The sequence below is a fragment of the Streptomyces rhizosphaerihabitans genome (assembly GCF_025399795.1).
In the GTDB taxonomy this organism is placed as follows: Bacteria; Actinomycetota; Actinomycetes; order Streptomycetales; family Streptomycetaceae; genus Streptomyces; species Streptomyces rhizosphaerihabitans.
Genome location: NZ_JAODTZ010000008.1, coordinates 193,355 through 217,005 on the forward strand (window position 1 = coordinate 193,355; position 23,651 = coordinate 217,005).

Below are 23,651 nucleotides of genomic sequence, written 5' to 3' on the forward strand. Positions count from 1 at the left end.
ATGGACTTCACGCCCACCGAGGAACAGGCGGCCGCCCGGGACCTGGCCGCGCGGATCTTCGGCGATCTCTCGACCCACGAGCGGCTCACCGCGGCCGGGACGGGCAGTGACGCCGGACTGTGGAAGGAGTTGTGCGCCGCCGGGCTGGTGGCGGCGGTCGAGGACATCGGGCTCCTCGGTCTCGTCCTGCTGCTGGAGGAGCAGGGGCGCACCACGGCGCAGGTGCCGTTCGCGTCGAGCTGCGTGTACGGACTGCTCGCGGTGGCGGCACACGGTTCGCCCGAGCAGCGCGAGCGGCTGCTGCCGGGGATCGCCGACGGGACGGTGGTGGTGGTCGGCGCGATATCGGGCCCGGGCTCCGGCTCGGGCCTCCGCTCGGGTTCCGGCTCCGCCTCCGGCTCCGGTTCCGGGTCGGACTCTGCGCCGGGACCCGCCTCCGGCCCCGCCTCCGGCTCCGGTTCCGGGTCGGACTCTGCGCCGGGACCCGCCTCCGGCGCGATATCCGGCTCGGGCGCCGTCCCCGGCTCCGGCTCCGCCTCCACGTCGGGCCCCGGCTCAGGCTCGGGCTCCGCTTCCGGACCCGTGCGGGCGCAGGCCCCGGTGACGCGGGAGTCGGTGCCCGGGGCGCTGACCGGGGTCGTCCCCGTCGTGCCCTGGCTGCGCGACGCCACCCATGTGCTCGTGGCCGACGACCGGCGCCGGCTCTGGCTGGTGCGCACCGCGGAGGCGGCGGTGAGCGAGCCGGTCGAGCTGACGGCGCCCTGGGCGGCTGGGCGCCTGACGCTGGACGGGACGCCGGGCGAGGCACTCGGCACCGCTGGGGCCTACGACGACCTGCTGGCCACCGCCCGTACCGCCTTCGCCGGACTCCAGGCCGGGGTGTGTGCGGGGTCGCTTGCGCGGGCGGTGGAGCATACGAACGCGCGCGAGCAGTTCGGGCGGCCGCTCGCAGCCAAGCAGGGCGTCCAACTGCGGGCCGCCGACGCGTACATGGACACCGAGGCGATCCGGGTGACGGCGTACGAGGCGGCATGGCGACGCGACCAGGGGCTGCCCTGGGCGACGCACGCCCTGACGGCTGCCTGGTGGGCGTCCGAGGCCGGGCAGCGGGTGGTGCACACGGGCCAGCATCTGCACGGCGGGGCGGGCGCCGACCTCGAACACCCCGTGCACCGGCACTTCCTGTGGGGCCGGCAGCTGGACGCGTATCTGGGATGCGGGGGCGAAGTACTGCAGGAGTTGGGGGAGTTGATCGCGAACCGGGAGGTGGAGACATGAGGGTGGGCGACGTACTGCCGCCGCTGGAGATCGAGATCACCCGCACACTGATCGTCGCCGGGGCGATCGCCTCACGGGACTACCAGGACGTGCATCACGACGCGGATCTGGCCAGGGCGAAGGGCTCGCCGGACATCTTCATGAACATCCTGACGACCAACGGCCTGGTCGGGCGCTACGTGACCGACCACTTCGGCCCGGCCGCCGTGCTGCGCAAGGTGGCGATACGGCTGGGCGCCCCCAACCACCCTGGAGACACCATGGTGTTGACCGGTGCGATCGAGGAGGTCGACGGCGGCACGGCCGTGGTGAGGATCCTCGGCGCCAACGGCATCGGCCGGCACGTCACGGGCACGGTGACGGTGACGCTCCCGACTCCGGAAGCGGTGCCCGCTTCTCCTCCCGTCACCGTCACCGTCCCCGTCGCCGCGCCGTCCGAAGGCGGTGTCGCATGAGCGTGCGCAAGCGGGACGGTCTCGGCGGGCGGGCGGCGATCGTCGGCATCGGAGCCACCGAGTTCTCCAAGGACTCGGGGCGCAGTGAGCTGCGGCTCGCGGTGGAGGCCGTGCGCTCCGCGCTCGACGACGCGGGGCTGACGCCGGCGGACGTGGACGGGATGGTGACGTTCACGATGGACACCAGTCCGGAGATCACCGTCGCGCAGGCGGCCGGGATGGGGGAGCTGTCGTTCTTCTCGCGCATCCACTACGGCGGCGGGGCGGCCTGCGCGACCGTCCAGCAGGCGGCGCTCGCGGTGGCCACCGGGGTGGCCGAAGTCGTGGTCTGCTACCGGGCGTTCAACGAGCGGTCGGGCCGCAGATTCGGTTCGGGCGTGCAGCGGCGGGAGCCGTCGGCGGAGGGCGCTGCGCTCGGCTGGGCCCTGCCGTTCGGGCTGCTCACCCCGGCCTCCTGGGTGGCGATGGCTGCCCAGCGGTATCTGCACACCTACGGGCTGACACCCGAGGCGTTCGGGCACGTCGCGGTGGTGGACCGGAAGTACGCGGCGACCAACCCGGCGGCGTACTTCCACGGCAGACCGATCACGCTCGCCGAGCACGCGGCCTCGCGGTGGATCGTGGAGCCGCTGCGGCTGCTGGACTGCTGCCAGGAGACCGACGGCGGCCAGGCACTGGTGGTCACCTCCGTGGAGCGGGCCCGCGATCTGCCGCACCCCCCGGCGGTGATCACGGCCGCCGCCCAGGGCGCGGGCCGGGCGCAGGAACAGATGACCAGCTTCTACCGGGACGAGCTGACGGGGCTTCCGGAGATGGGCGTGGTGGCCCGGCAGCTGTGGCGGACGGCGGGGACGAGCCCGGCGGAGATCGACGTGGGGATCCTGTACGACCACTTCACGCCGTTCGTGCTCATGCAGCTGGAGGAGTTCGGCTTCTGCAAGCCGGGGGAGGCCGCGGACTTCGTCGCCGAGGAGCGGCTGCCGCTGAACACGCACGGGGGACAGCTCGGGGAGGCGTATCTGCACGGGATGAACGGAATAGCGGAGGGCGTAAGGCAGCTGCGGGGCACGTCCGTGAACCAGATACCGGGCGCCGGGCGCGTCCTGGTGACCGCGGGGACCGGGGTTCCCACGTCGGGCCTGATCCTCGGGGCCGATGGATGAGACCCTCGTCCCACCCCCGGGTGTCCCGCATGCGCCCCCGGGCGGGCTTCCCCGGGCGTACCGCACCCCGTACTCCCCGAAGTACCGCAGCCCGTACTTCCGGAAGTACCGCACCCGGGCGCTTCCCCCGCATGTCGCTCCCGCGTCCCGCTCTCCCGAGTGCTCCCCCGACGGTCGTCTCTCAGGGGTGAACCCTCAGAGGACGGGCCCCGCTTGTCCACCTTCAGGAGTGGGGCCCGCCCCAGTTCTACAACCTGAGGCGGACATGGCTTCGGGACCTGCGGCCGATCCGCCGGATGAGGGGGCGAACCTAGCGTGGAGCCATGACCACACTCGTCTGCACGAGCGCCTCGGACGCCGCCACAAGGGCGACGAGGACCCGTTCGTACCCGTCGTTCTCGTCGTACGTGAAGGCGCGCCAGCCCGTGCTGCTGCGCACCGCCCGGTCACTCACCGCGAACCCGAGCGACGCGGAGGACCTGCTGCAGACGGCGCTGACGAAGACGTACGTCGCCTGGGACCGGATCGAGGACCATCGGGCGCTGGACGGCTACGTGCGGCGCGCTCTGCTGAACACGCGGACGTCGCAGTGGCGCAAGCGCAAGGTCGACGAGTTCGCCTGCGAGGAGCTGCCGGAGCCCGAGGGGCTGCCCGCCGCCGACCCCGCCGAGCAGCAGGCACTGCACGACGCGATGTGGCGGGCGATCACGAAGCTGCCCGCGCGGCAGCGGGCGATGGTGGTGCTGCGCTACTACGAGGATCTGAGCGAGGCTCAGACGGCTGAGGTCCTCGGGGTCTCCGTCGGCACGGTCAAGTCGGCCGTCTCCCGCGCGCTGGGCAAACTGCGCGAGGACCCCGAGCTGATCCCCGTACGCCAGGAAACGCCCCGACCGGCCGCCGAGCAGGCCGTTGGGTGATCGATCATTCCTGCGCCTAGTGACATACCGCGCGGTATGTGAGCAGAATCAGCGCAACCCATTACTACCGCGTAGGCAATGTCGCCCCCGGGAGGACGCCGTGCTGAGCACGATGCAGGACGTACCGCTGACTGTGACCCGCATTCTGGTGCACGGGGCGCTGGTGCACGGAGAGTCGCAGATCACGACCTGGACCGGCGAGGGCGAGCCGCACCGCCGCAGCTTCCGTGCGGCCGGGGAGCGCGCGAACCAGCTGGCCCACGCCCTGCGCGACGACCTCGGTGTGACGGGCGACGAGCGCGTCGCGACCCTGATGTGGAACAACGCCGAGCACGTCGAGGCGTACTACGCGATCCCCTCCATGGGCGCCGTGCTGCACACCCTGAACCTCCGCCTCCCGGCCGAGCAGCTCGTCTTCATCGTCAACCACGCCGCCGACCGCGTGGTCATCGCCAACGGCTCGCTGCTTCCGCTGCTCGCGCCGCTCCTCCCCCACCTGCCGACGGTCGAGCACGTGGTGGTCTCGGGGCCCGGTGACCGTTCGCTGCTCGACGGGGCGAGCGTGCGGGTGCACGAGTACGAGGAGCTGATCGCCGGGAAGCCGACGGTCTACGACTGGCCGGAGATCGACGAGCGGCAGGCCGCGGCCATGTGCTACACCTCCGGGACCACCGGCGACCCCAAGGGTGTCGTGTACTCCCACCGTTCGATCTACCTGCACTCCATGCAGGTGAACATGGCCCAGTCGATGGGGCTCACCGACCATGACACGACCCTCGTCGTGGTCCCGCAGTTCCACGTCAACGCCTGGGGTCTGCCGCACGCGACCTTCATGTCCGGCATCAACATGCTGATGCCGGACCGCTTCCTCCAGCCCGCGCCCCTCGCCGAGATGATCGAGAGCGAGCGGCCGACGCACGCCGCCGCCGTCCCGACCATCTGGCAGGGCCTGCTCGCCGAACTGACCGCCAAGCCCCGGGACGTCTCCTCCCTCACCCAGGTGACGATCGGCGGCTCGGCCTGCCCGCCCTCGCTGATGACCGCCTTCGACGAGCTGGGCATGCGCGTCTGCCACGCCTGGGGCATGACCGAGACCTCCCCGCTCGGCACCATCGCCCGCCCGCCGGCCCACGCCGAGGGCACGGACGAGGAGTTCGCGTACCGCCTCACCCAGGGCCGCTTCCCGGCGGGCGTCGAGGCCCGCCTCACCGGCCCCGGCGGCGAGCGGCTCCCGTGGGACGGCGAGTCCGCCGGTGAGCTGGAGGTCCGCGGCCCGTGGATCGCCGGCGCCTACTACGGCGGCGACGGCGCGGAACCGCTGCGCCCCGCCGACAAGTTCAGCGAGGACGGCTGGCTCAAGACCGGTGACGTCGGCACGATCAGCCCCGACGGCTTCCTGACCCTCACCGACCGCGCCAAGGACGTCATCAAGTCGGGCGGCGAGTGGATCTCCTCGGTCGACCTGGAGAACGCCCTCATGTCCCACCCGGACGTGACCGAGGCCGCGGTCGTGGCCGTCCCCGACGAGAAGTGGGGCGAGCGGCCGCTGGCCACCGTCGTCCTGAAGGAGGGTTCCACCGCGGACTTCGAGACGCTGCGTGCCTTCCTCGCCGACGAGGGCAGGATCGCCAGGTGGCAGCTCCCGGAGCGCTGGTCGATCGTCGAAGCGGTCCCGAAGACGAGCGTCGGCAAGTTCGACAAGAAGGTGATCCGCAAGAAGTACGCGGAGGGCAGCCTGGACGTGACCAAGCTCTGACGCGCCTTCGACCGGCTACGGCCGGTCCCGGGGAACATCACACGTGCGCCGGGCGGGGAGCCCCAGGGTTCCCCGCCCGGCGCACGCGCGGTTCATGGACGTACAGGCGCGTGGACGGCAACGTACGGCCGGGCGGTCGCGGCCGCACGTACGACCGGCTGCGCGACGACGACCGGCCATGCGTCCGTACCTAAGGGCTGTCCCGTAATCCCCGGCGGGCGCACGACGACAGCTACGGCACTCCCCCAAGCTCTTCGAGCAGGGGGGACCCCCACGCCGCGTTGTCGGATCGCCCGAATACGCCCAGTATGAGGACGACCCTCCGCCTTGCGATGCTCCCCCACAGCCCGAAAGGCGTGGGAGGGGCCCCAGCATCTGACGCCGCGCGCCGATCCACCGGGGATTACGGGACAGCCCTTAGTTGGTGCCGATGCGGGCCAGCAGGTCGACGATCCGGTCCTGCACCTCGGCGCTCGTGGAACGCTCGGCGAGGAACAGCACCGACTCCCCCGCGGCCAGCCGCGGCAGTTCGGCCGGGTCGACGGTGGCGGTGTAGACGACGAGCGGTGTGCGGTTCAACTGCCCGTTCGCCCGCAGCCAGTCGACGATTCCGGCGCGTCGGCGCCGTACCTGCATCAGGTCCATCACCACGAGGTTCGGCCGCATCTGCGCGGCCAGGGTGACGGCGTCCTCGTCCGTCGAGGCACGCGCGACCTGCATCCCGCGCCGCTCCAGCGTCGCCGTCAGCGCGAGCGCGATCTCCGCGTGCTCCTCGATGAGCAGCACGCGCGGCGGGTGCTGCTCGGAGTCGCGGGGCGCGAGCGCCTTCAGGAGTACGGCGGGGTCGGCGCCGTACGCCGCCTCGCGCGTCGCCTGTCCGAGTCCGGCCGTCACCAGGACGGGCACTTCGGCGGCGACGGCGGCCTGCCGCAGTGACTGCAGCGCCGTGCGGGTGATCGGGCCGGTCAGCGGGTCGACGAACAGCGCGGCCGGGAACGCGGCGATCTGCGCGTCGACCTCCTCGCGCGAGTTCACGATGACGGGCCGGTAGCCGCGGTCGCTCAGCGCCTGCTGGGTGGTGGCGTCGGGCGCCGGCCACACGAGCAGCCGCCGCGGGTTGTCCAGCGGCTCCGGGGGCAGTTCGTCGTCGACGGGCCGCGGCTGCGGCTGGTCGGCGACCTCGACGGCACCGCCGGGACCGTCGAGCGGCTCGGGGCCCTCGGCGGCGTTCTCGTCCGGTGCTCCTATGGCGTACGACCGTCCGGCGCCCTCGGTGGTGCCGGGACGCCGGGGTCCGGCACCCGGCTGGCCGCCCTGCGGAAGCGAGCGCGCTGCCGTCTCCGCGCGTTCGACGACGGGCTCGGGCGGAGTACCGAGCTTGCGTCGGCGGCCCCCGCCGTTCGTCCCGTGCGGGGGAGGCGTCTGCGCCTGGACGCCGCCGCCCGGCTGGGCCGCCGCGACCTGGCGGGCGAACGGAACGCCCTGGCCGAGCGTGCGCACGCTTATGGCACGGCCCTGCGTCGAGTTGGAGTCGGCCGGGGCGGACGCGGGCGCCGCCTCGGCGGGCAGCGGCTGGGCGGCACGCTGGACCGGGCGCTCCGGGGGGAGCGGGGCGGGGACCGGCTGGGCCGGAGCCGCCGTGCTCGCCGCCGGGAGCGCGGACTGCGCACCGGCACCGGAGGGCACCGGCCTGCCGGGGGCCGGGGTGCTCACGCCGGTGTCGGTGTTCGCGTCGGGCCAGGGCTGGGGCGCCGGAGCGGGCGCGGCACCGGCCTGCGCGGCGACGGCGGGCAGCCCGGGGGGAACCGGCTGACCGGCGCCGGCCGCGCCCGGGACCCCTTGCCCGGGAAGCCCCTGCGCCGGAACCGTCTGCCCGAGCGCGGGGACCGGCTGTCCGGGAGCGCCCTGTGCGGGGAGTGCTTGCCCGGGTTCCCCGGCCGCCGTTGCGGGCTGGCCCGGGGCGGCGATCTGACGGGCGCGTCGGCGGCCCGTCGGGGCGGAGGCGGGGTGCGGCTGCGGCGGGGTGTGATCGTCGTCGGGGCTGTGCAGCATCGCGTCATGGCGGCCGTCGGGCTGCTGGGCCAGCGCGACCTGAGCCTGTGCCGCCTGGGCGGCCTGCGCCCGAGCGGCCTGGACCTGGGCGGCCTGGGCTTGAGCGGCCTGTGCCTGGGCGGCCTGGGCCTGGGCCTCGGCCTGGACGTACTCCGGCGAGCGGTCAGCCTCCGCCGGCGGCAGCGCGAACACCGCACGGGCGCCCGTCTCCTGCGCGGCGGCACGTTCGGCCGCGGCGGCCAGCGCACGGCGGCGCCGCCCGTTCGGCCGGCCCGCTTCGTCGGTGGCACCGTCGTCCCCGTCGGGACCGTCGCCCGGCGCCGTCGCCGCCGGAGCGGCCGGCAACGCCGCGGGCAGCGCGTTCTGTTCGCCGTCCCGGCGCGCGCGTCGCCCGGAGGGCACCGGCACCCCCTGCGGAGGCACCGTCCCGCCCAGCCCGGATCCCACGGCCGCGGTTCCCGCCCCGTGCTCGCCCGCCATCACGACCGCGCCCTCGGAGACCCCGTCGGGCGCACCCTCGGACGCGGTGTCGCCGGAGCCCTCGGCGGGGCTGGGCCGGCCGCGGCGTCGCCCGGTCCCGCCGGAGCCGTCGTCGGTACCCTCGGCCGTCTGCTCCTGCGCGGGAACGGGCAGCTCGCCCGTCGTCCGCTCCTCGGCGGCACGCCGGCGGCGACGCCCGGTGGGAGCGGTCGTACCGGACGCCTCTACGGCGTTCGGGCCGGACTCCCCCGTCTCCTCGCTGTCCAGGAAGGCGTCCACGGAGGACCTCCGGGCCCGCCGCCTGCCACCGCTCTGCTGCGCGGTCGGCTCGGTAAGGGCGACCTCGGTGGAGACCGCCGGTCCGGTGGCGAGCGGAACCGAACCCGCTCCGCCCCCGATGGGCACCTCGAGGACGTACGCGCTGCCGCTCATCCCCGGCACCTCGTGCGTCTGGAGCACACCGCCGTGCGCGCGCACGATCCCGCGCACGATCGGCTCGTGCACCGGGTCTCCCCCGGCGTAGGGCCCGCGCACCTCGATCCGGACGACCTCGCCGCGCTGTGCCGCCGCCACGACGACCGTGTTGTCCATGTAACCGCCCGCCGACACCGGCGCGTTGCCGGTCGCGTCGACTCCGGCGACGTCCGCGATGAGGTGGGCGAGGGCGCCCGCGAGACGCTGCGGGTCGACCTCGGCCTCGATGGGCGGCGCGTGCACGGCGAACTGCACGCGTCCGGGCCCGATCAGGTCGACGGCCCCGTCGACGCCGGCCGCGACCACGGCGTCGAGCATGACGTTCGTACGGAATATCGTCTCGACGCCGGCGTCCAGCCGCTGGTAGCCGAGGACGTTGTCGACGAGTGTCGTGATGCGCGAGTAGCCGGCCGAGAGGTGGTGGAGCACCTGGTTGGCCTCCGGCCACAGCTGCCCCGCGTCGTCGGCGGCGAGCTTGGAGAGTTCACCGCGCAGCTGGTCGAGCGGCCCGCGCAGCGACTGGCCGAGGACGGCGAGCAGCTGCTCGTGCCGGGCGGTCAGTGCCTCGTAGCGGTCCTTCTCCCGCTCGCCGAGCGCCGCGTAGCGCTCGTCACCGGCGGCGATCTCCTCCTCGTGCCCCTCGGTCAGCTCGGTGAGCTCGGCGGTGTGCCGCTCGCGCAGCTCCTCCAGTTCGGCGGCGTGCTCCTCGCCGATCCGCTCCAGCTCCTCGGCGTGCCGGGTGGCGGCCGCGTCCTTCTCCTCGACCAGGGTGTCGTACGGCCGCCGGTCGGTGAAGGTCATGACGGCACCGACGAGCTGGTCCCCGTCCCGTACAGGAGAGGTCGTCAGGTCGACCGGCACCTGGTCCCCGGACTTCGACCACAGCACCTGCCCGCGCACCCGGTGCTTGCGCCCGGAGCGCAGGGTGTCGGCGAGCGGTGACTCCGTATAGGGGAAGGCCTCGCCGTCCGCCCGCGAGTGCAGGATCAGGGCGTGCAGGTCCTTGCCGCCGAGATCGCTGGCCCGGTATCCGAGGATCTGGGCGGCGGCGGGATTGACGAGAACGACCCGCCCCTCGGTGTCCGTCCCGACGACACCCTCGGCCGCCGCGCGCAGGATCATCTCGGTCTGGCGTTGCGAACGCGCGAGTTCGGCCTCGGTGTCGACGGTGCCCGAAAGGTCGCGTACGACGAGCATGAGCAGCTCGTCGGGGGTGGGTCCGTGATGGTCGTAGGCCTGCTGGCCGTCTTCCAGATTCGCACTGGTGACCTCGACCGGGAACTCCGTGCCGTCGGTCCGCCGCGCGATCATCCGGGTCGGCTTGGTCCGCCCGCGCTCGTCGGTGGTGTCGGGGCGCCGCATGGATCCGGGGATCAGCCGGGAGTCGAACTCGGGCAGCAGATCGAGGAGCCCGCGGCCCACCAGAGCCGTGCCCGGGGTCTCGAAGGCCTCCAGGGCGATGGTGTTGGCGTTGACGACGGTCCCGTTGGCGTTGACCAGGACCAGCGCATCGGGCAGCGCGTCCAGTATGGCTGCGAGGCGAGCAGCGCCTCGGGATGGCCTGCTGCTCACGAGACGCTTCCTCCCTGTTACCGCACCTTGCCGACCGCGGATGCCATCTTGCCAACCGGCCCGCGGCGTGTCACGCGAGGGAGTCTACGGGCAGTGGTTGCGCTCGCGATGCCGGATGAGAGGGAGGTCGCACACATATGAGACGCAGAACCGGCGTAGAACCTGTGACCACGCATTTCACCCGGCGGAACCGTGAGAGCACCGTGAGATCACCGTGACGTCGCCGTGTCCTCGCCCGGTCCGCGCTGGGGCCTGTCCGGTCGATCACGGTGGGGGGACCTGCGGCGCCTGGGGGATGCAGATGTGCGTGCCGCACCCCGCGTCTCCGCCGTGATCGACCGGGCAGGCTAGGGGCGGGCGCCGGGCAGCAGCGGCATCAGGGCGTTCCAGCGAGAGATCTCGCACCCGTTCGAGCGGTCGTAGCGCGCGTCGACGGGGCGCCCCGCCCAGGTTCCCGTGACATGCGCGGTGGCCGGACCCCCGTACTCCATCGTGCAGAGGGTGTCCGGCGGCACCGGGGCAAAGGTGTCCTTGCCCCAGGTGGTCATCCGGTCCAGCCGGTCGCAGGCCTCCGCCGCGTGCGGATGGCTGCCGCCCGCGGGGTGGCACTCCAGCTCGAACGTCCCGTCCGCACCGCCGCCCACGTCGTGGACGGTCACCGTCAGCCGGTCCGCGGAGTCCGCGGAGTCCTCGGGGCGGGCCGGCGGGGGCATGAGGGCCGGCAGGGCGACGCCGTACGCGGCGGCGGACAGAGAGGACGGTCCGGCGGGGAACAGTGACGACGGTCCTGAGGGGAACGCCGCGGAGGGTCCGGCGGGAGATGCCATGGGTACGGGGAACACCCCGGGGGCCTCGGAGGGGGTGCCGGCGGTGGCGCTGGGCACGGTCGAGAGCGCGGCGGTGGCGGACACGGCGGCGGTGAGGAGCAGTCGGCGCAACATGACCTGCCTAACGCGAGGCGACCCACCCGGTTGCGTGCCCGTGGGGGCTTTGCAGTGCGGCCCACCTGCCTAGTACCGTAGGGGGCGATTGGTGACACGGCGCTCGTCTGTGTCATCATCTGCACGCACCACTTGCGCTCGCGTGAGCGGTTGTGCGGGAGGCGTCGCCTAGTCCGGTCTATGGCGCCGCACTGCTAATGCGGTTTGGGCCTTCAAGCCCATCGAGGGTTCAAATCCCTCCGCCTCCGCGCGAAGATCCGAAGCCCCGGTCCACTGGACCGGGGCTTCGGCGTTCCGGGTGTCCGCGAGGGCGGCGGAGCGCGCTGGTGCCGAGGGTGCTCGTGAGGGCCCAGAAGCGCGTTTGCCCAGCTCACAAGGGGTGAGGCAAACGGATTTCACATGGCGGCGGCAGTCATGTAATGTTCTTCCTGTCGCCGCGAGCGGGGCAAAAGCCCGGGAAGCGAAGACAGAAGCACAACAGAACAAGCACTCGTAGCTTAACGGATAGAGCATCTGACTACGGATCAGAAGGTTGCAGGTTCGAATCCTGCCGAGTGCACACAGATCAAAGGCCCCGCCGGTTGAACCGGCGGGGCCTTTGACATCAGCGGGTGACATCAACGCGCCCCTGGGAATGCTCAGTGCCTGTGTCTGACTTCGAGCGCATGGGGTCGGCCCCTGAAGGGAGCAGGCCCGCCCTGGATTGGCTGGCTCAGCCGCCGAGGATGCCGTTGGGCAGGACCGAGCCGATGGTGCCCGTCGGACTGGCCAGGAGATAGCCCAAGACATCCGCGGGATTGCCGAGGAGAGCCGGAGCCGGGACCGGGCCAAGGGGGGCTAGGGTGCCGGCAGCTTGGGCGCTGGTGACGCCGAGGGCGAAGAGTCCGGCTGCCAGCGCGACGACTGTCATCGAGCGAACTGCGGTCCGCCGAACGGCGGTGGGGGTGGTCATTTGTCCTCCACGTAGTTGCGGTTCACGGGCGGAGCGCGCCCGCCCAACTTGATCAACTCGACAACTGCGCAGAGCGTCAGGGGTTACTCCCGACTCCTCCCTGCGCGGCCGAACAGTTTGCCGCTGAGTACCTGAGGCGAGGCGGCACTGTCCGATTCTCGGACCGGGGTCAGACTCAGGCTTCTCAGCTGGTGGCCTTGCTTTCCCCTTCGTAGTGGAAAACGTCAGGGCCAAGCACGTCGTCCATCCGGTCCGACGCCGCACGCAACGTCGTCCCCATCACGTGTGCGTACGTGTCCAGCGTCATCGTGATCGTGCTGTGGCCCAGTGTCTCCATGATGGTGCGGGCATCGACGCCTTGAGCGAGCAGAAGGGACGCGCATGTGTGCCGAAGATCGTGCACCCTTACGCGTCGCACCCGAGCGTCACGGCACAGGATGGTGAGCATCCGGTTCAAGCCTCTTGGGTCCGTGACTCCACCGGTTGCCGTGGTGAAAACGAGTCCGGCCGGCTGCCCCGGAGTCGGCTTCCACTTCGCCCCCGCGACCTTGCGCTCCCGGTCCTGCTGCTCCCGGTGCGCGGAGAGAGCCCGCACACAGCGTTGAGGCAGAGAGATCGTGCGGACGGAACGCTTCGTCTTGGGGGTACCGAAGATGAGTTCCCGCCGGATGCGCTGGACGTTCCGCCGGACCCGGAGCGTTCCGGTCGCGAGATCGATGTCCGACCACGTCAGCGCGAGTGCCTCCCCGCGTCGTAAGCCCGTGGACACGAGCAACAGCCACAGGGCGTGGAGCCGGTGGGGCTGAGCGACCTTGAGCAGCATCCGGACCTCTGCCGCGTCCAAGGGACGAACCTCCTGGGAGACGACAGTGGGTGTCTCCACGATCCGGGCGACGTTCCGCGCGATCAGTTCCTCGCGCATCGCCTGTTGGAGCGCGGACCTCAGCACCGCGTGGATGTACTGGACCGTGCGGGCCGACGGCCGGCGCTTGCAGCAGCGCCCCACCGCGCAGCAGACCCGCTTGTCCTCCGGTCGTTGGGTATCGGCGCCCCGCAGGCAGCAGAGGCACGCGACCTTGAACTCAGTGAGGAACCGCCGTACGTCCGTGGGCGACAACCGGTTGAGCCGCTTCTTGCCGAGGGCGGGACGGATATAGAGCCGGGACAGGCCCTCGTAGCTGTTGAGAGTCGCGGGCTTCAGCCGCTCCGGGGCGACGGTGGCCAACCAGTACGTCAGGTAGTCCCCGAACGCCATCGTGGATGACGCGGCGGGAATGCCCTGCCGCGTCAATTCCTGCAACTCGGTCAGCTTGTCCGCGACTTCTTCGCGGGTCTTGCCGTAGACGAACTTCCGGGTCCGGGTCCCGTCGGGGCGGTAGACGTAGGCGGCTGCCTGATAGCGGCCGTCCTTGCGCTTGGTGATCGTTCCTTCGCCGTTGGCGCGGCGCTTGGCCATCAGGCGGCCTCCTCAAGTCGGTCTTGCATGTACTGGCGCACTGCGGCGACCGGGACCCGGCGGGCGCGGCCAACGGTGAAGCTTTCGAGCTGCTTGGAGCGGAAGAGGTCGTAGACCTTGCTGCGGCTGAGGCGCAGCGCGTGCATGACCTCGGGAACCTTGAGTGCTTCAGGCGGAGCGGGGGCGACGGTGGGCACGACGAACCTCCGGGACATGAAGGGGCCCCTTCGGGCCCCCTTCTGAGGGGCGCTACTTCCGCTACCGCCGCTACCGCGCAGGTCAGGGGCCTGTTCGAGGTAGCGGGAAGGGGTAGCGGTAGCGGATGGGTAGCGGGGCGGTAGCGGCAACCGAGGACGGTTGCCGCTACCGCGTTGGCGCAGGTCAGGTCAGGTTTTCGGTGCCCGGTAGCGGAGGTAGCGGACTTTCCGGGGGTGGGGGGCAGTAGCGGGCCCACGCGTCGTACAGATCGGTGGCGTAGTAGCCCTTGAGGACGCTCCCGGCGGTCTTGATGTTGCGGGAGGTGATCGGCTCGGTGTCGGCCGTCACGTACTCCGCGAGCATCTTCGACAGCCGCCGGTTGTCGAGCGGCTTGCCGTTCAGATCGGCCCACGGGGCGTCGTCCAGGGAGTTGAGCCGGTCCAGGATGGCGATGGTGGGCAGTCGGTCGATGCCGACCATGACGTGGTCACGCAGGTCGGTCAGCAGCCGGACTCCGAGACTGCCTTTGTCGTTGGCCCTGGAGGCACTCACCAGCGTCACGCACGCCGCCCGGGCCCGCTCGGGCCAGTCGCCGCCGGCCGCGTCGGCGATGGCGAGCAGGGGTTCCCACACGTCCGCCGGGCGGTCGGTGACGCCGTCGGGCATGTCGGGCCAGGCGCCCATGACGAACCCGCGGGCGTGTTCGGCCCATTGGGCGAGCCGGTCACGCAGCCGGTGCCCCTCGGCCTCGTGGAGCCGGGCGCGGAAGGCTTCGATGCGCTCGTTGCGGGCCCGGCGGCGCATCCGGATGACGATGGAGCGGGTCATGATCGTGTCCGGGAGCGCCCCGAGTCCGGCGACGGCGACGCCGCAGTACGAGGGGAAAGCCTGAACGGTCTGGTTGCCGCCGTCGCCGATGCACCGGTAGGTGACCCCGGTCCGGCGGTGTCCGGCGTTCAGGAACCCGCGCAGCTCCTCGTTGTCTCCCGCCTTGGGCCCGAAGACGGTGTCGATCTCGTCAAACAGGATCGTGGGCCGGCCGTTCGGTCCGGACACCGACCGGAACAGGGCGGCGGCGGACGCGTTGACGGCCGTCATCGGTTCGGGCACGAGGGTTTCCACGATCTCCAGCGCCCGGGACTTCCCCGACCCGGGTTCCGGGGAGAGGAAGGCGAGGCGGGGGGTGGAGTCGAAGCAGTCGAGCAGGTGGGCGTGTGCGTCCCACAGCGCGACGGCGACGTAGGCGGCCTCGTGCGGGAAGACGTTGAAGCGTCGGTGGAAGGCTTCCACCTCGTCCAGCAGCGCGGCCCCGTCGATGGTGTCGGTCATGCGGCGGCCCTCCCTTCGATGAGTGCGGGGGCTCCGGTGCAGAAGTGCTTGTGCGCGGCGTACTCCGCGACGAGAGCAGCCACGTCGGCGGCCCCGCTCGCGGTGACGGCTTCACCGCACGAGCAGGCGAACGCGGCCGACGGGGTGTCGCCGTGCCGCGTGGACCAGCGGGCGCCGTCCTTGTGGTGGCGGTAGACCGGCGGGGCGTAGATGCGAATACCGGGCCGCTCCGGCGTCGGATCACCGCCGTCGCCGCGACCCGGGCCCGTCGGGAAGCGGTTCGAGCGGGGAAGGACAGAAAGGACGCCCTGAAGGGCGACGACCTTCGACTCGCCCACGGCCGCCGTGTCCACAGGCTGTGGAGCGGCGTGCGACCCGTCCGGGGTGGTGGTGATGCTCTTCAGAGGGAGATGCCGGCGGGTGCTCATGCCGTCGCCCGGCGGGTCTGGTTGTGGGCGATGGACCAGTCGAGTGCGCTGCGCAGGGTGGAGCGGCACTCGGCTGCGGACAGTCCGGCCGCCTCGCCCCCTGCCTGAAGAGCCTGCTCGACCACGTGCCGGGGGAGGTCGCCCCACGCGACGAACCGCCCCAACGCCCGTGCGGCACGGAACAACTTCGCTTCCCTCTCACCGACTTGAGCGGAAGCCACGCTCCGCGTCTCGTCGGCGAGCGCTACATCCGCGTATCGACTTGTTTGCCCCACTACGGCCACCGAAGGGGCCTGAGAGGGCTTGGGGGCGGGTTGCAGGATGCTCTGGAGCCACGAGGGCAGCGGGGCCACCACGGAGCCGCACAGCGCTTCGTAGGTTCCTGCCGGGGTGGTGCTGCCGGCGGCGACGACGTATCCGCCCCAGGCTCGGGTGTCCACCGAATCGGCAACCGTGCCTTGGGTGTTGGTCATCCGGATGCCGGGCGGGGTGGTGAAGTACAGGTGGGTTCCGCCGCTCGCGGTCCGCACCCGGTAGGTGTCGGGGACGGCGTGACCGGCGCGCTCGCAGAGCGCTCCAAAGGTTGCCGCGCCGTCAGGCGCGTCCGAACTGCCCTTGTGCTCTGGGGTGTCCAGGTCGATGACCAGCAGCCCGGACGGGCCGGTGGCGATACCGACGTTGAACGGCGTCCGCGACCATGCGGCGCGGATGCGGTCCGGGTTGGTCGTGGCCTGCTGCTCCCACTTCCGATGCCCTTCCCCGCACGGTCCCGTGCGGGGGCATGTCCGCTCGCCGTGCAGTGCTGGGAGCTTGCCGCCGGGGCGTAGAGGGAAGACGTGCCATCCGCGTTCCGCGGCCGTCAGAGCTGCGGCGAGTAAGGGCCCTCGCCGACTGTCGGTCAGTTGCGTCATGCTGGATGTCTCCAGTTCCTTGATGAGTTGCTGGTGAGCAAGGGCGGCCCCGGTTCTTGGCGGAGTGGGGGCCGCCCTTGGCGTAGCTAGCTGTAGAAGCGGTTGCGCTTGATCACGGCCTTGCGGATGTTGACCGTCGTCCCGGTGCCCTTGGGGCCGGACGCGGAGAAGATCTGCATGGCAATCCATCCGCCGAAGATGACGGCGGCGAGGGTGATCAGTTGGGTGATGAGCGCGGTCAGTGCGGCGATGAACGTCGTCAGCAGCAACAGCCCGCCGCACACCGCGGCGAAGCCGACGCCGCCGAGGGCGATGTTCACGGCTGTCCGGGAGACGGCCGGCTTGACCGCGAGCGGTGCCGGCTGGACGGGGTTGATGGCGTAGCCGGTGACGACCCGCCCGTCGGGCAGGACCACGCTCGCTACCGCCGGAACGCTGCCCGGCTGCACCGGTATGAGTGGCGCCGGTGCCACGGCGGCGGGGGCGAGCGGAACGGGCCTGTGGACTTCCACGGCGGTCGCGGGGCGGTGGTCGGTGGGGTGTTCGGGGTACATGCGGAATCCCTTCCGGTGCTCGGTCAGGGAGGCGGAGCCGCCCCCTTGCGGGGTGGCTGTGGAGGGGGTTTTCGGGGTCTGACCTGGGTTGCCTCCCTGCTTCCCTGATGGATCATTCGTGCAGCTCAGGGCCAAGGAGGGGGGTCAGGGAGGCGGTTAGGGAGTTCTCCCTGCCTCCCTGACCCGGAACGGGTCGGCTCCCTGTCATCCGCCGGCGAAAGCGGAACCGTCCGTGTCGCGGTTGGTGAGTGCTCGGGCGACGCGTTCGGCGGCGACGACCATGCGGCCGTCGGACTTGTAGGGCTCCGCGCCGGCGTCCTCCAGGACTCGCTTGAGGTCCAGGAACGACCAGTCGCCGTAGGCGTCCTCGTTCAGCGCAGTGAGCCGCTTGAGGACGTCCTGTGTCTTCAGCCGCGGCTTGTCGCCGAGGACGGCGGCGATGTCGGCGAGCGGGTCTCGCTCCTCGCCCTGCTCGATCACGGTCAGGGTGGTGACCCCGTCGCGCAGGGCTTTGGCCCGGTCGGCGATGGCGGTCGCCTCGTCGGTGTCGATGTAGTGCGTGCGGACCGTGATGGACGCCTGCCCCGCCGGGATGGCGATGCCGTCGGAGGCGACGACGACCGTGCCCTTGTCGAGCCCGGGGCGCAGCAGGTTCGGCGCAGCGCCGCCGTCGACGGCCTTGTCGCCGAGGGCCATGCGGGCCTGCTGCTCGGTGCCGAGGGCGAGGGAGGCGCGGGTGTGGGCGCCTTCGCGGACCAGCTTGGGCAGGTTCTCGTTGGTCGGGTCCTGGGTGCCCTGCCACATCAGGACGTTGACCGCACGGCCCTGGTTGTGGATCTTGCGGACGGCCATGAAGTAGCGGGAGTTGGCCTTGGCGCCGCCGTAGGGGCGCTTGTCCTCATCCTTGGCCGGGCACATGAACGCGACCTGCGCCTCGTCCACGATCACGATCAGCGCGGGGAACTTGGTGCCGGGCGGGGCCTGGAGACGGCGGTTCATCTCGTCCACGGCGCCCTCGGCCATCTCGGTTACCTGGATCACGTGGTCGTCGGTCGGCCCCTCGATCAGCGTCGTGGCCACGCCGTCGAACATCCGCCAGTCCCCGGCACCCTTCAGATCGCCCATGAGGAATTGCACCGACCTGTCCAGGGCCAGCCACAGCGCGAGCGACCGCAGCGCGGCCGTCTTCCCCTGGTTCGACAGACCCGTAATCAACAGATGCCGCTGGAACAGAGACAGGGCCGCAGCATCCCCGCGCAGGTCCTCACCCCACGGGGCACGGCCCTTGGCGTAGTCGGCGGTCATCGTCTCGTCTGTGACCAGCGGCGACGGGCCGATCGGCTCGTCCAGCGCACCCGAGTCGGCGACCCACAGGCGGACCGTGCGGGCCGCGGTGGGGATGGTGATGAACACCTCGTGCTCGTGCCGGGTCAGGTTCTCCGCGAGCTTCCGACGCCGGTTCTGCACCTCGATCGTGGACACCCCGGACGGGAGGGTGACGTCGACCTCGACGCCGCATCCGGCCATCCGGATCGGCCCGAGCATCGACGCGCCCGCGTCCCCCATGTCCTTGATCGCGTTCCGCAGGGCGGGCACGCCGAGGTCGCGCAGGGCCTTGACCACGATCGACGGGGTGATCGGCTCCCCCTCGCTCGATCGGACGTGGTCGGGCAGGGCCCAGGCGGGTGCGGCCTGCTGCCTGCTCCCCACCGCCCATAAGGCGAGCAGGGCCAGGAACGGACCGATCGAGAGGGCAGGACCCCACACCACCTGAACGATCCTGATCAGCAGGTTGATGAACTCGATCGTTGCCATCAACGGTGTGACGACCTGCGTGACGTCCTTCGTCGCGATCGCCATCACGACCCCGAGCGCGACCAGCGACCCGACGCCCATGCCCGCGGTGACGGCGGCGCCCTTGGCCGCGTCGAGCGGGGAGTGGAGCAGGTCCATGCGGCGCCGGTGGCGGGCCTCGCGGAAGTGTTGCCCCCGCTCCTCCCACTCCGCGGCCACCTCGTAGTTCCCCGCGGCCTCGGCCGCGCGGAACATCCGCTCGTACCGGGACGCGGTCCGCCCGTCCCACGTCCGCTTCGCCGCGATCCTCGCCCCGCCGGCGACGTACAGGGTGTGCCGGGCGACGGCCCGGGCGGTCGTCTTGGTCGTCTCGTGCGTGACCGCCGTGCGGATCGCGCGGCCGGAGCGGACCCACAGCGGCACGGGCGGCGCGGGTGCCGGTTCGGGGACCACGGTCAATGTGGTCACGGCGGCCGACTCGGCGGCCGGGTCGGTGTTCTTGCGCAGGTGAACGACGTTCTCACTCATAGTTGGAGACACTCCTGACTGCCCCGTGTCCGGGGTGAAAGTGATAGGGGAAGTGCCGTGCGGGCCGGTGGCGCGGGTGCGGGCTACCACCAGCCGGAGGACTTCTTGGCGGCCTTGGCGCGGGCGGCCTCGGTGACGATGCGCTGCCGCTCGATCTGCAACGCGGTCATCTCCGCGATCAGCCGCGTCTCGGCCGACGTGGAGACGGACTCGATCCGGCTGTCGGCGCGGCCGGTGCTCTTGCCGCGCATGACCCGGTAGGAGCCGCCGGCGAGCGCGGCGAGCATCGCGCGCCGCTCCGAACCGGTGAGCGGCCACAGTTCGCCGCGGCGGACGGCGTCGAGCTTGCGGTTCGTCTCGCGGATCGCGCGGTCCAGGCGGCGGGTGTCGGGCTTGGACATGGTCAGGCCGTCCTTCCGGCGTGCGGGGCGAAGATGAGGTGGATGTCGTCGAGCCGACCGGTCACTCCCTGGGAGCCGAGCCAGGCCGCGACTTCGCGGGTGACCCGGTCCCAACAGAAGGAGACGGGGACGGTGACGGTGCCGTGGGCGAACGCGCGGCCCTCGCCGGGCACCGTCACCCAGGCGTGCCACGCGTAATCGATCGTGCTGGTCACAGCGGAACTCCTCGGGGATGTCGGGGTGTTCAGGCGGTGCGCTGGTCCTCGGGGTAGGCGCAGGGCACGCAGGTCCCGAGCGAGGCGGGGATGACGTATCCGGCGTCGGTGCGGCACTGCGGGCAGGTGCGGCGCGCGAGCATCGCCTTGGCGAGCGCGGCCCGCCGGCCCGGGGTCATCGGGCGGACGGGCTTGGCCCGGTCGACGCGGTACAGGTAGGCGACCAGCGGGCCGCGCCGATACCGCGGGCGCAGGACCTGCGCCGCGATCGGCTGCCCGCCCGGACGCAGCCCCCGGGCCCGCAACTGCCGGCGTGTGGCGAACCCGTCCGGGGCGAGACGCCACGGGAACGTCGGTATCCCGTAGCGGGCGCCGTTCGGGTCGAAGCACTTGCCGAGCGAGCCGCCCATCAGGCGGTGTTGGCGGCGCGTTCGGTGAGCAGGGTGTCGCGCAGCATCCGGGCGTTTGCCGGCGACGTGCGGACCGTGCGCCGGATGCCCTCCGCCGTGACCTGCCCGTCCGACCAATCGGCCGTTGCGGTGCGGGCCTCATCGAGCAGTTGAGCCGCCGTCCGGCGGGGCCGTGCCGATCGGGCCACCTCCGGGACTCGTCCCGTCGCCCGGCGCGTACGGGTCGACTCCGCCGCGACCGGACGGCGCTCGGTCGCGGCGAGCAGAGCGGGCGCCGGGGTCGGGATCGGCTTGGCGAGCGGGGTCGACTTCAGGAAGTCGACCGTCACCGGGTCGGGCATCCGCACCGGGAGTACCGGGGCGGGTGCCGGGGTCGATACCGGGAGGTCAGCCGTAGACCGATTCCTTGCGATCTCGGTAGATTTCTCCGCATTCGTGTCCGACGCCGGAATCGGGGCGGGACGGTGGTGCAGGACCTTGGCGACCAGGTCGGAACCGAAGTAGATCGAGCCGACCGGAAGTGACGTCGCGAGCAGGACCAGGGCCCAGTTGGCGGGATCCCAGTCGGCGAGGCGGGTCCAGTCGAGTTGGGCGTCGTGCAGCTTGGGCACGAGGCCGTGCACGTAGTTGAGGACCAGTGAGGCGAGCGTGTAGGTGCCCAGCACCCGCAACGCGAACGTCCGGTCCCTGCCCGCGAGCACGAGGGTGGCGACCAGGGCCAGGGCCATCAGGCCGTCGACCACGAACGGGTAGAGCGTCGCGGCCGTGTTGTCCGCGCCGACCGCGTTCGCGATGTCCCGCAACGCGTTCCACGAGACCCGGAACGCCATCGCGACCACGGCGACCAGGGCCAGCACGAGAGCGGTCCTGCCTTTGCGGTGCAGGCTCATGCCGCGCCACCGCTCGTGCTCGCGCCGGCGGACCGGTTGGCCAACTCGCGGCGGGCGACCAGCACCCGGCGGTGGGCCCGGCGGATACGCCGCGCGTCCAGTTCCGTCGGGGTGCGGTCAAGAGTGACGATTTGCGCGTCCAACAGGTCGATGTCCGCCGTGATGAGCGGCATCTCCCGCTCGATCGCGTCCAGCTCCGCGGCCGTCGGCTCCATGAAGTCGGCGAACGCGGTAACAGCTTCCTGAACAGTGACGATGTTGTTCATTGGGTCGTGGTCTCCCTAGAAGATGTACGGCCCGAAGCGGTCCCCGGGGGGCAACCCGGGGACCGCACGCCGTTGTGGATGGTGGGTTGTGAGGTCAGCGGCGGAACGCCGCGCGGAAGATGCCGATCACGTCGTCGGTGCGGTCGATGACCCGACCGGACTCCAGAGCATCCGCACGGGCCTCGTGCCGGTCCGCCGCAGCGTCACGACCGCGCTCACGCTGGACAGCGGCAGCACGGCGGTGCTCGGCAGCGGCCTTCTTCAGACGGTCCATGAACAGTCAGTCCTCTCGACTGATGGGGTGAAGCTCTCTCACGGCTCCCCGCACCGCTGCTCGTACGAGACGAGCAGCGGAGGCAACCGGCCACAGCGCGAACAAGCGCCGTGAAGAGGTCGAAGAGTGCGCGGGCCTTGGCCGCGCTGACCGCCTTCTTGTCCGGAGGACAGGCGGTAGATCGTCAGTCCACTGTTGAGTTCTCAAGGAACGACCAGCTCAGGGCCCCACCTGCACGAGCAATCCCGAACCGACAAGGCTCCGAAGGGAATCCAAAGAAGACTCCCTTCCGTTCGCTGTCCTAGGACTGCGAGCGGCCTGAGATGAGAATGCACCGCAGTCCTAGGACTGTCAATAGTCCTAGGACTGTGTGCTTCACTTGAGGCTGTCGGAAGGAGTCGACGTGGCAGCGAAAGCGCCAAAGTGGCGGGAACTGGCGGACCGGTATGCCGGGCTGATCAGGAGCGGCAACATTGGGCCTGACCAGCAGCTTCCGCAGATCCGGGAGCTCGTAGAGGCAGGTGAGGGATCGAAGGAAACGGTCCATCGGGCCTACAAGGCTTTGGAAGCCGAGGGGCTCGTCACCATGACCCGCGGCCACGGCACGGTCGTGCGCTCCAAGCCCCCGCTGAAGCGGTTGGGCATCACGCGGTACGACAAAGCCAAGTGGCGGGACGGTGACGAAGTCGCGTTCATCGCCGACCGGGTGGCGTCCGGGCGCTCGTACGACCGGAACGAGCAGACCCAGACCGTCAGCCGCGTCAAGGCGCCGGCCGCGGTTGCTGCCGCTCATGGCCTGCCCGAGGGGGCCGAGGTGTACGCGCGGGCCCGCCTGGTGAAAGAGGGCACTCAGCCGACTCACACTCTGACCAGTTACTACCGGCCCGAGCACGTAGAAGGAACCCGCATCGTGAACCCGGCTCCGGGTCCGGCCGGGCGAGGCGGCGGGTTTCGCGTCCTGTACGACGCTGGATACGAAATCGACCACATGACCGAGGAACTGTTCGCTCGCGTGCCCACGGCCGAAGAGGTTCAGCTTCTCCAGCTCTCCCCGGGTGAGTGGGTGGTGGAGCTGCACCGGACCACGTACACGGCTGACGGAACCGTGGTTGAGTTCGCCATCGGGGTGCACGCGGCCACACGGTTCGCATGGTCGTACGACTTCAAGGTGCCCGACTCGGCGAAGACAGAGGTGGAGGGCGAGAGCAAGTGATCTCGGCTCAGGCATGGTCCGACACTCAGAAGCTCTGGGACTTCCAGCAGATGGGCCATGAGCCCCGCCCCTGCTCCGTGGCGATCGGTCTTGGCAGTCACGATCTGGGGGTGGCCGATACGACGGCGGACCTCTACCGACGGGGCATGGCCCCAGTCATCGTCTTCACCGGAGCAACCAGCCGTACGACCCAAGAGCGGATGCCGCGCGGCGAAGCCGAGCACTACCGGGAGCGCGCTGTAGAGCTGGGGGTTCCAGCGGACGCGATCCTTGTGGAGCCGAACGCGCGGAACACGGGCGAGAACATCCGCTTCTCTCGCGCGATCCTCGAAGAGCGGCACGTGCCCGTCTCGTCTGTCCTACTGGTCAGCAAGCCCTACGAAGAACGGCGCGCGTACGCGACCGCTCGGAAGCTGTGGCCCGGTGTCGAGTGGGTGTGCGTCTCCACCCCCATGACGCTTCCCGACTACGTCGACTCGATCGGGAACGCGCGTCTTGTCGTCGACATGCTGGTCGGTGCTCAGCAGCGCCTCATGATCTACCCCCGGCAGGGGTTCATGATCGAACAAGAGATTCCCGACGACATCAGGGCCGCGTACGAGAGGCTGCGCGACCACGGTTTCACGAGCCGACTTGTGCCGGAAACCGCAGATCAGACCTGACGATGCCGGGACGCTCCCGTCTCACTTTCCGTCTCATTCACCCCCGTCCGGAGCCGTTCACGGCAGTCCGCGAGCCGGGCGA

The 23,651-nt window shown here is 71.1% G+C and carries 23 protein-coding genes and 2 tRNA genes; 9 read left to right on the forward strand and 16 right to left on the reverse strand.

The features are described from left to right. From N4G66_RS10945 to N4G66_RS10965, 5 genes are all read left to right on the forward strand, one after another. Window positions 1–1,278, forward strand: a complete 1,278-nt coding sequence (locus tag N4G66_RS10945) for an acyl-CoA dehydrogenase family protein (RefSeq protein ID WP_261703818.1) — start codon at window positions 1–3, stop codon at window positions 1,276–1,278. Further along, window positions 1,275–1,733 carry a MaoC/PaaZ C-terminal domain-containing protein gene (locus tag N4G66_RS10950; protein WP_261703819.1) on the forward strand — a complete coding sequence of 153 codons (459 nt, stop codon included), beginning with the start codon at window positions 1,275–1,277 and terminating at the stop codon, window positions 1,731–1,733. The genes N4G66_RS10945 and N4G66_RS10950 overlap by 4 nt, the downstream gene beginning before the upstream one ends. Then, window positions 1,730–2,896 carry a lipid-transfer protein gene (locus N4G66_RS10955; protein WP_261703820.1) on the forward strand — a complete coding sequence of 389 codons (1,167 nt, stop codon included), beginning with the start codon at window positions 1,730–1,732 and terminating at the stop codon, window positions 2,894–2,896. Before N4G66_RS10950 ends, N4G66_RS10955 begins: the two co-directional genes overlap by 4 nt. A 323-nt stretch (window positions 2,897–3,219) precedes the next feature. Continuing rightward, window positions 3,220–3,813, forward strand: coding sequence for a SigE family RNA polymerase sigma factor (locus N4G66_RS10960; protein ID WP_261703821.1), 594 nt, complete (start codon window positions 3,220–3,222; stop codon window positions 3,811–3,813). A 112-nt stretch (window positions 3,814–3,925) separates the two neighbouring features. Further along, window positions 3,926–5,569, forward strand: coding sequence for a long-chain fatty acid--CoA ligase (locus N4G66_RS10965; protein ID WP_261703881.1), 1,644 nt, complete (start codon window positions 3,926–3,928; stop codon window positions 5,567–5,569). A 417-nt stretch (window positions 5,570–5,986) separates the two neighbouring features. Here the strand turns inward: N4G66_RS10965 and N4G66_RS10970 are convergent, their stop codons facing one another. Together N4G66_RS10970 and N4G66_RS10975 are read right to left on the reverse strand one after the other, a co-directional pair. Further along, entirely contained in the window at window positions 5,987–10,147 is a 4,161-nt protein-coding gene (locus N4G66_RS10970; RefSeq protein ID WP_261703822.1) for a hybrid sensor histidine kinase/response regulator, read from the reverse strand. 347 nt (window positions 10,148–10,494) lie between these two features. After that, a complete protein-coding gene (locus tag N4G66_RS10975; protein ID WP_261703823.1) occupies window positions 10,495–11,088 on the reverse strand; it encodes an SSI family serine proteinase inhibitor in 594 nt (197 codons plus the stop codon). A gap of 157 nt (window positions 11,089–11,245) precedes the next feature. On the opposite strand from N4G66_RS10975, the gene N4G66_RS10980 reads away from it, so the two are divergent. Together N4G66_RS10980 and N4G66_RS10985 are read left to right on the forward strand one after the other, a co-directional pair. Continuing rightward, a tRNA-Ser gene (locus N4G66_RS10980) sits at window positions 11,246–11,336 on the forward strand. A gap of 238 nt (window positions 11,337–11,574) precedes the next feature. Then, window positions 11,575–11,647 (forward strand) — tRNA-Arg (locus N4G66_RS10985). Between the two features lie 153 nt (window positions 11,648–11,800). Here the strand turns inward: N4G66_RS10985 and N4G66_RS10990 are convergent. The 14 genes from N4G66_RS10990 to N4G66_RS11055 form a co-directional block, all read right to left on the reverse strand. After that, window positions 11,801–12,040: a hypothetical protein gene (locus tag N4G66_RS10990; protein ID WP_261703824.1), complete on the reverse strand. Its 240-nt coding sequence runs from the start codon at window positions 12,038–12,040 to the stop codon at window positions 11,801–11,803. A 184-nt stretch (window positions 12,041–12,224) separates the two neighbouring features. Next, a complete protein-coding gene (locus N4G66_RS10995; protein WP_261703825.1) occupies window positions 12,225–13,496 on the reverse strand; it encodes a tyrosine-type recombinase/integrase in 1,272 nt (423 codons plus the stop codon). Next, window positions 13,496–13,711 (reverse strand): helix-turn-helix domain-containing protein, encoded by a 216-nt coding sequence (locus N4G66_RS11000; protein WP_261703826.1) that lies wholly within the window; start codon window positions 13,709–13,711, stop codon window positions 13,496–13,498. Before N4G66_RS11000 ends, N4G66_RS10995 begins: the two co-directional genes overlap by 1 nt. A gap of 166 nt (window positions 13,712–13,877) precedes the next feature. Then, on the reverse strand, window positions 13,878–15,023 hold the full coding sequence (locus N4G66_RS11005) for a DUF3631 domain-containing protein (RefSeq protein ID WP_261703827.1): 1,146 nt from the start codon (window positions 15,021–15,023) through the stop codon (window positions 13,878–13,880). Next, window positions 15,020–15,451, reverse strand: a complete 432-nt coding sequence (locus tag N4G66_RS11010) for a hypothetical protein (protein WP_261703828.1) — start codon at window positions 15,449–15,451, stop codon at window positions 15,020–15,022. The genes N4G66_RS11005 and N4G66_RS11010 overlap by 4 nt, the downstream gene beginning before the upstream one ends. Next, window positions 15,448–16,362 (reverse strand): bifunctional DNA primase/polymerase, encoded by a 915-nt coding sequence (locus N4G66_RS11015; RefSeq protein ID WP_261703829.1) that lies wholly within the window; start codon window positions 16,360–16,362, stop codon window positions 15,448–15,450. Before N4G66_RS11015 ends, N4G66_RS11010 begins: the two co-directional genes overlap by 4 nt. 86 nt (window positions 16,363–16,448) lie before the next feature. Then, window positions 16,449–16,916 carry a hypothetical protein gene (locus tag N4G66_RS11020; RefSeq protein WP_261703830.1) on the reverse strand — a complete coding sequence of 156 codons (468 nt, stop codon included), beginning with the start codon at window positions 16,914–16,916 and terminating at the stop codon, window positions 16,449–16,451. A gap of 204 nt (window positions 16,917–17,120) precedes the next feature. After that, entirely contained in the window at window positions 17,121–19,238 is a 2,118-nt protein-coding gene (locus N4G66_RS11025; RefSeq protein WP_261703831.1) for an ATP-binding protein, read from the reverse strand. 83 nt (window positions 19,239–19,321) lie between these two features. Then, window positions 19,322–19,639, reverse strand: a complete 318-nt coding sequence (locus N4G66_RS11030; RefSeq protein WP_261703832.1) for a hypothetical protein — start codon at window positions 19,637–19,639, stop codon at window positions 19,322–19,324. Window positions 19,640–19,641: 2 nt separating this feature from the next. Further along, complete coding sequence (locus N4G66_RS11035) at window positions 19,642–19,854, reverse strand: hypothetical protein (protein ID WP_261703833.1); 213 nt, start codon at window positions 19,852–19,854, stop codon at window positions 19,642–19,644. 29 nt (window positions 19,855–19,883) lie between these two features. Continuing rightward, the gene (locus tag N4G66_RS11040) at window positions 19,884–20,264 is read right to left on the reverse strand and encodes an RRQRL motif-containing zinc-binding protein (protein ID WP_261703834.1); all 381 of its coding nucleotides are present in this window, start codon (window positions 20,262–20,264) and stop codon (window positions 19,884–19,886) included. After that, on the reverse strand, window positions 20,264–21,154 hold the full coding sequence (locus tag N4G66_RS11045) for a DUF2637 domain-containing protein (RefSeq protein WP_261703835.1): 891 nt from the start codon (window positions 21,152–21,154) through the stop codon (window positions 20,264–20,266). Before N4G66_RS11045 ends, N4G66_RS11040 begins: the two co-directional genes overlap by 1 nt. Next, a complete protein-coding gene (locus tag N4G66_RS11050) occupies window positions 21,151–21,420 on the reverse strand; it encodes a DUF6284 family protein (RefSeq protein WP_261703836.1) in 270 nt (89 codons plus the stop codon). The genes N4G66_RS11045 and N4G66_RS11050 overlap by 4 nt, the downstream gene beginning before the upstream one ends. Window positions 21,421–21,514: 94 nt before the next feature. Then, window positions 21,515–21,694 carry a hypothetical protein gene (locus N4G66_RS11055; RefSeq protein ID WP_261703837.1) on the reverse strand — a complete coding sequence of 60 codons (180 nt, stop codon included), beginning with the start codon at window positions 21,692–21,694 and terminating at the stop codon, window positions 21,515–21,517. Between the two features lie 403 nt (window positions 21,695–22,097). Here N4G66_RS11055 and N4G66_RS11060 point away from each other — a divergent pair, with 403 nt between their 5' ends. Beyond that, entirely contained in the window at window positions 22,098–22,907 is an 810-nt protein-coding gene (locus N4G66_RS11060) for a GntR family transcriptional regulator (RefSeq protein WP_261703838.1), read from the forward strand. After that, a complete protein-coding gene (locus tag N4G66_RS11065) occupies window positions 22,904–23,569 on the forward strand; it encodes a YdcF family protein (protein ID WP_261703839.1) in 666 nt (221 codons plus the stop codon). Before N4G66_RS11060 ends, N4G66_RS11065 begins: the two co-directional genes overlap by 4 nt. Window positions 23,570–23,651 lie beyond the last annotated feature (82 nt).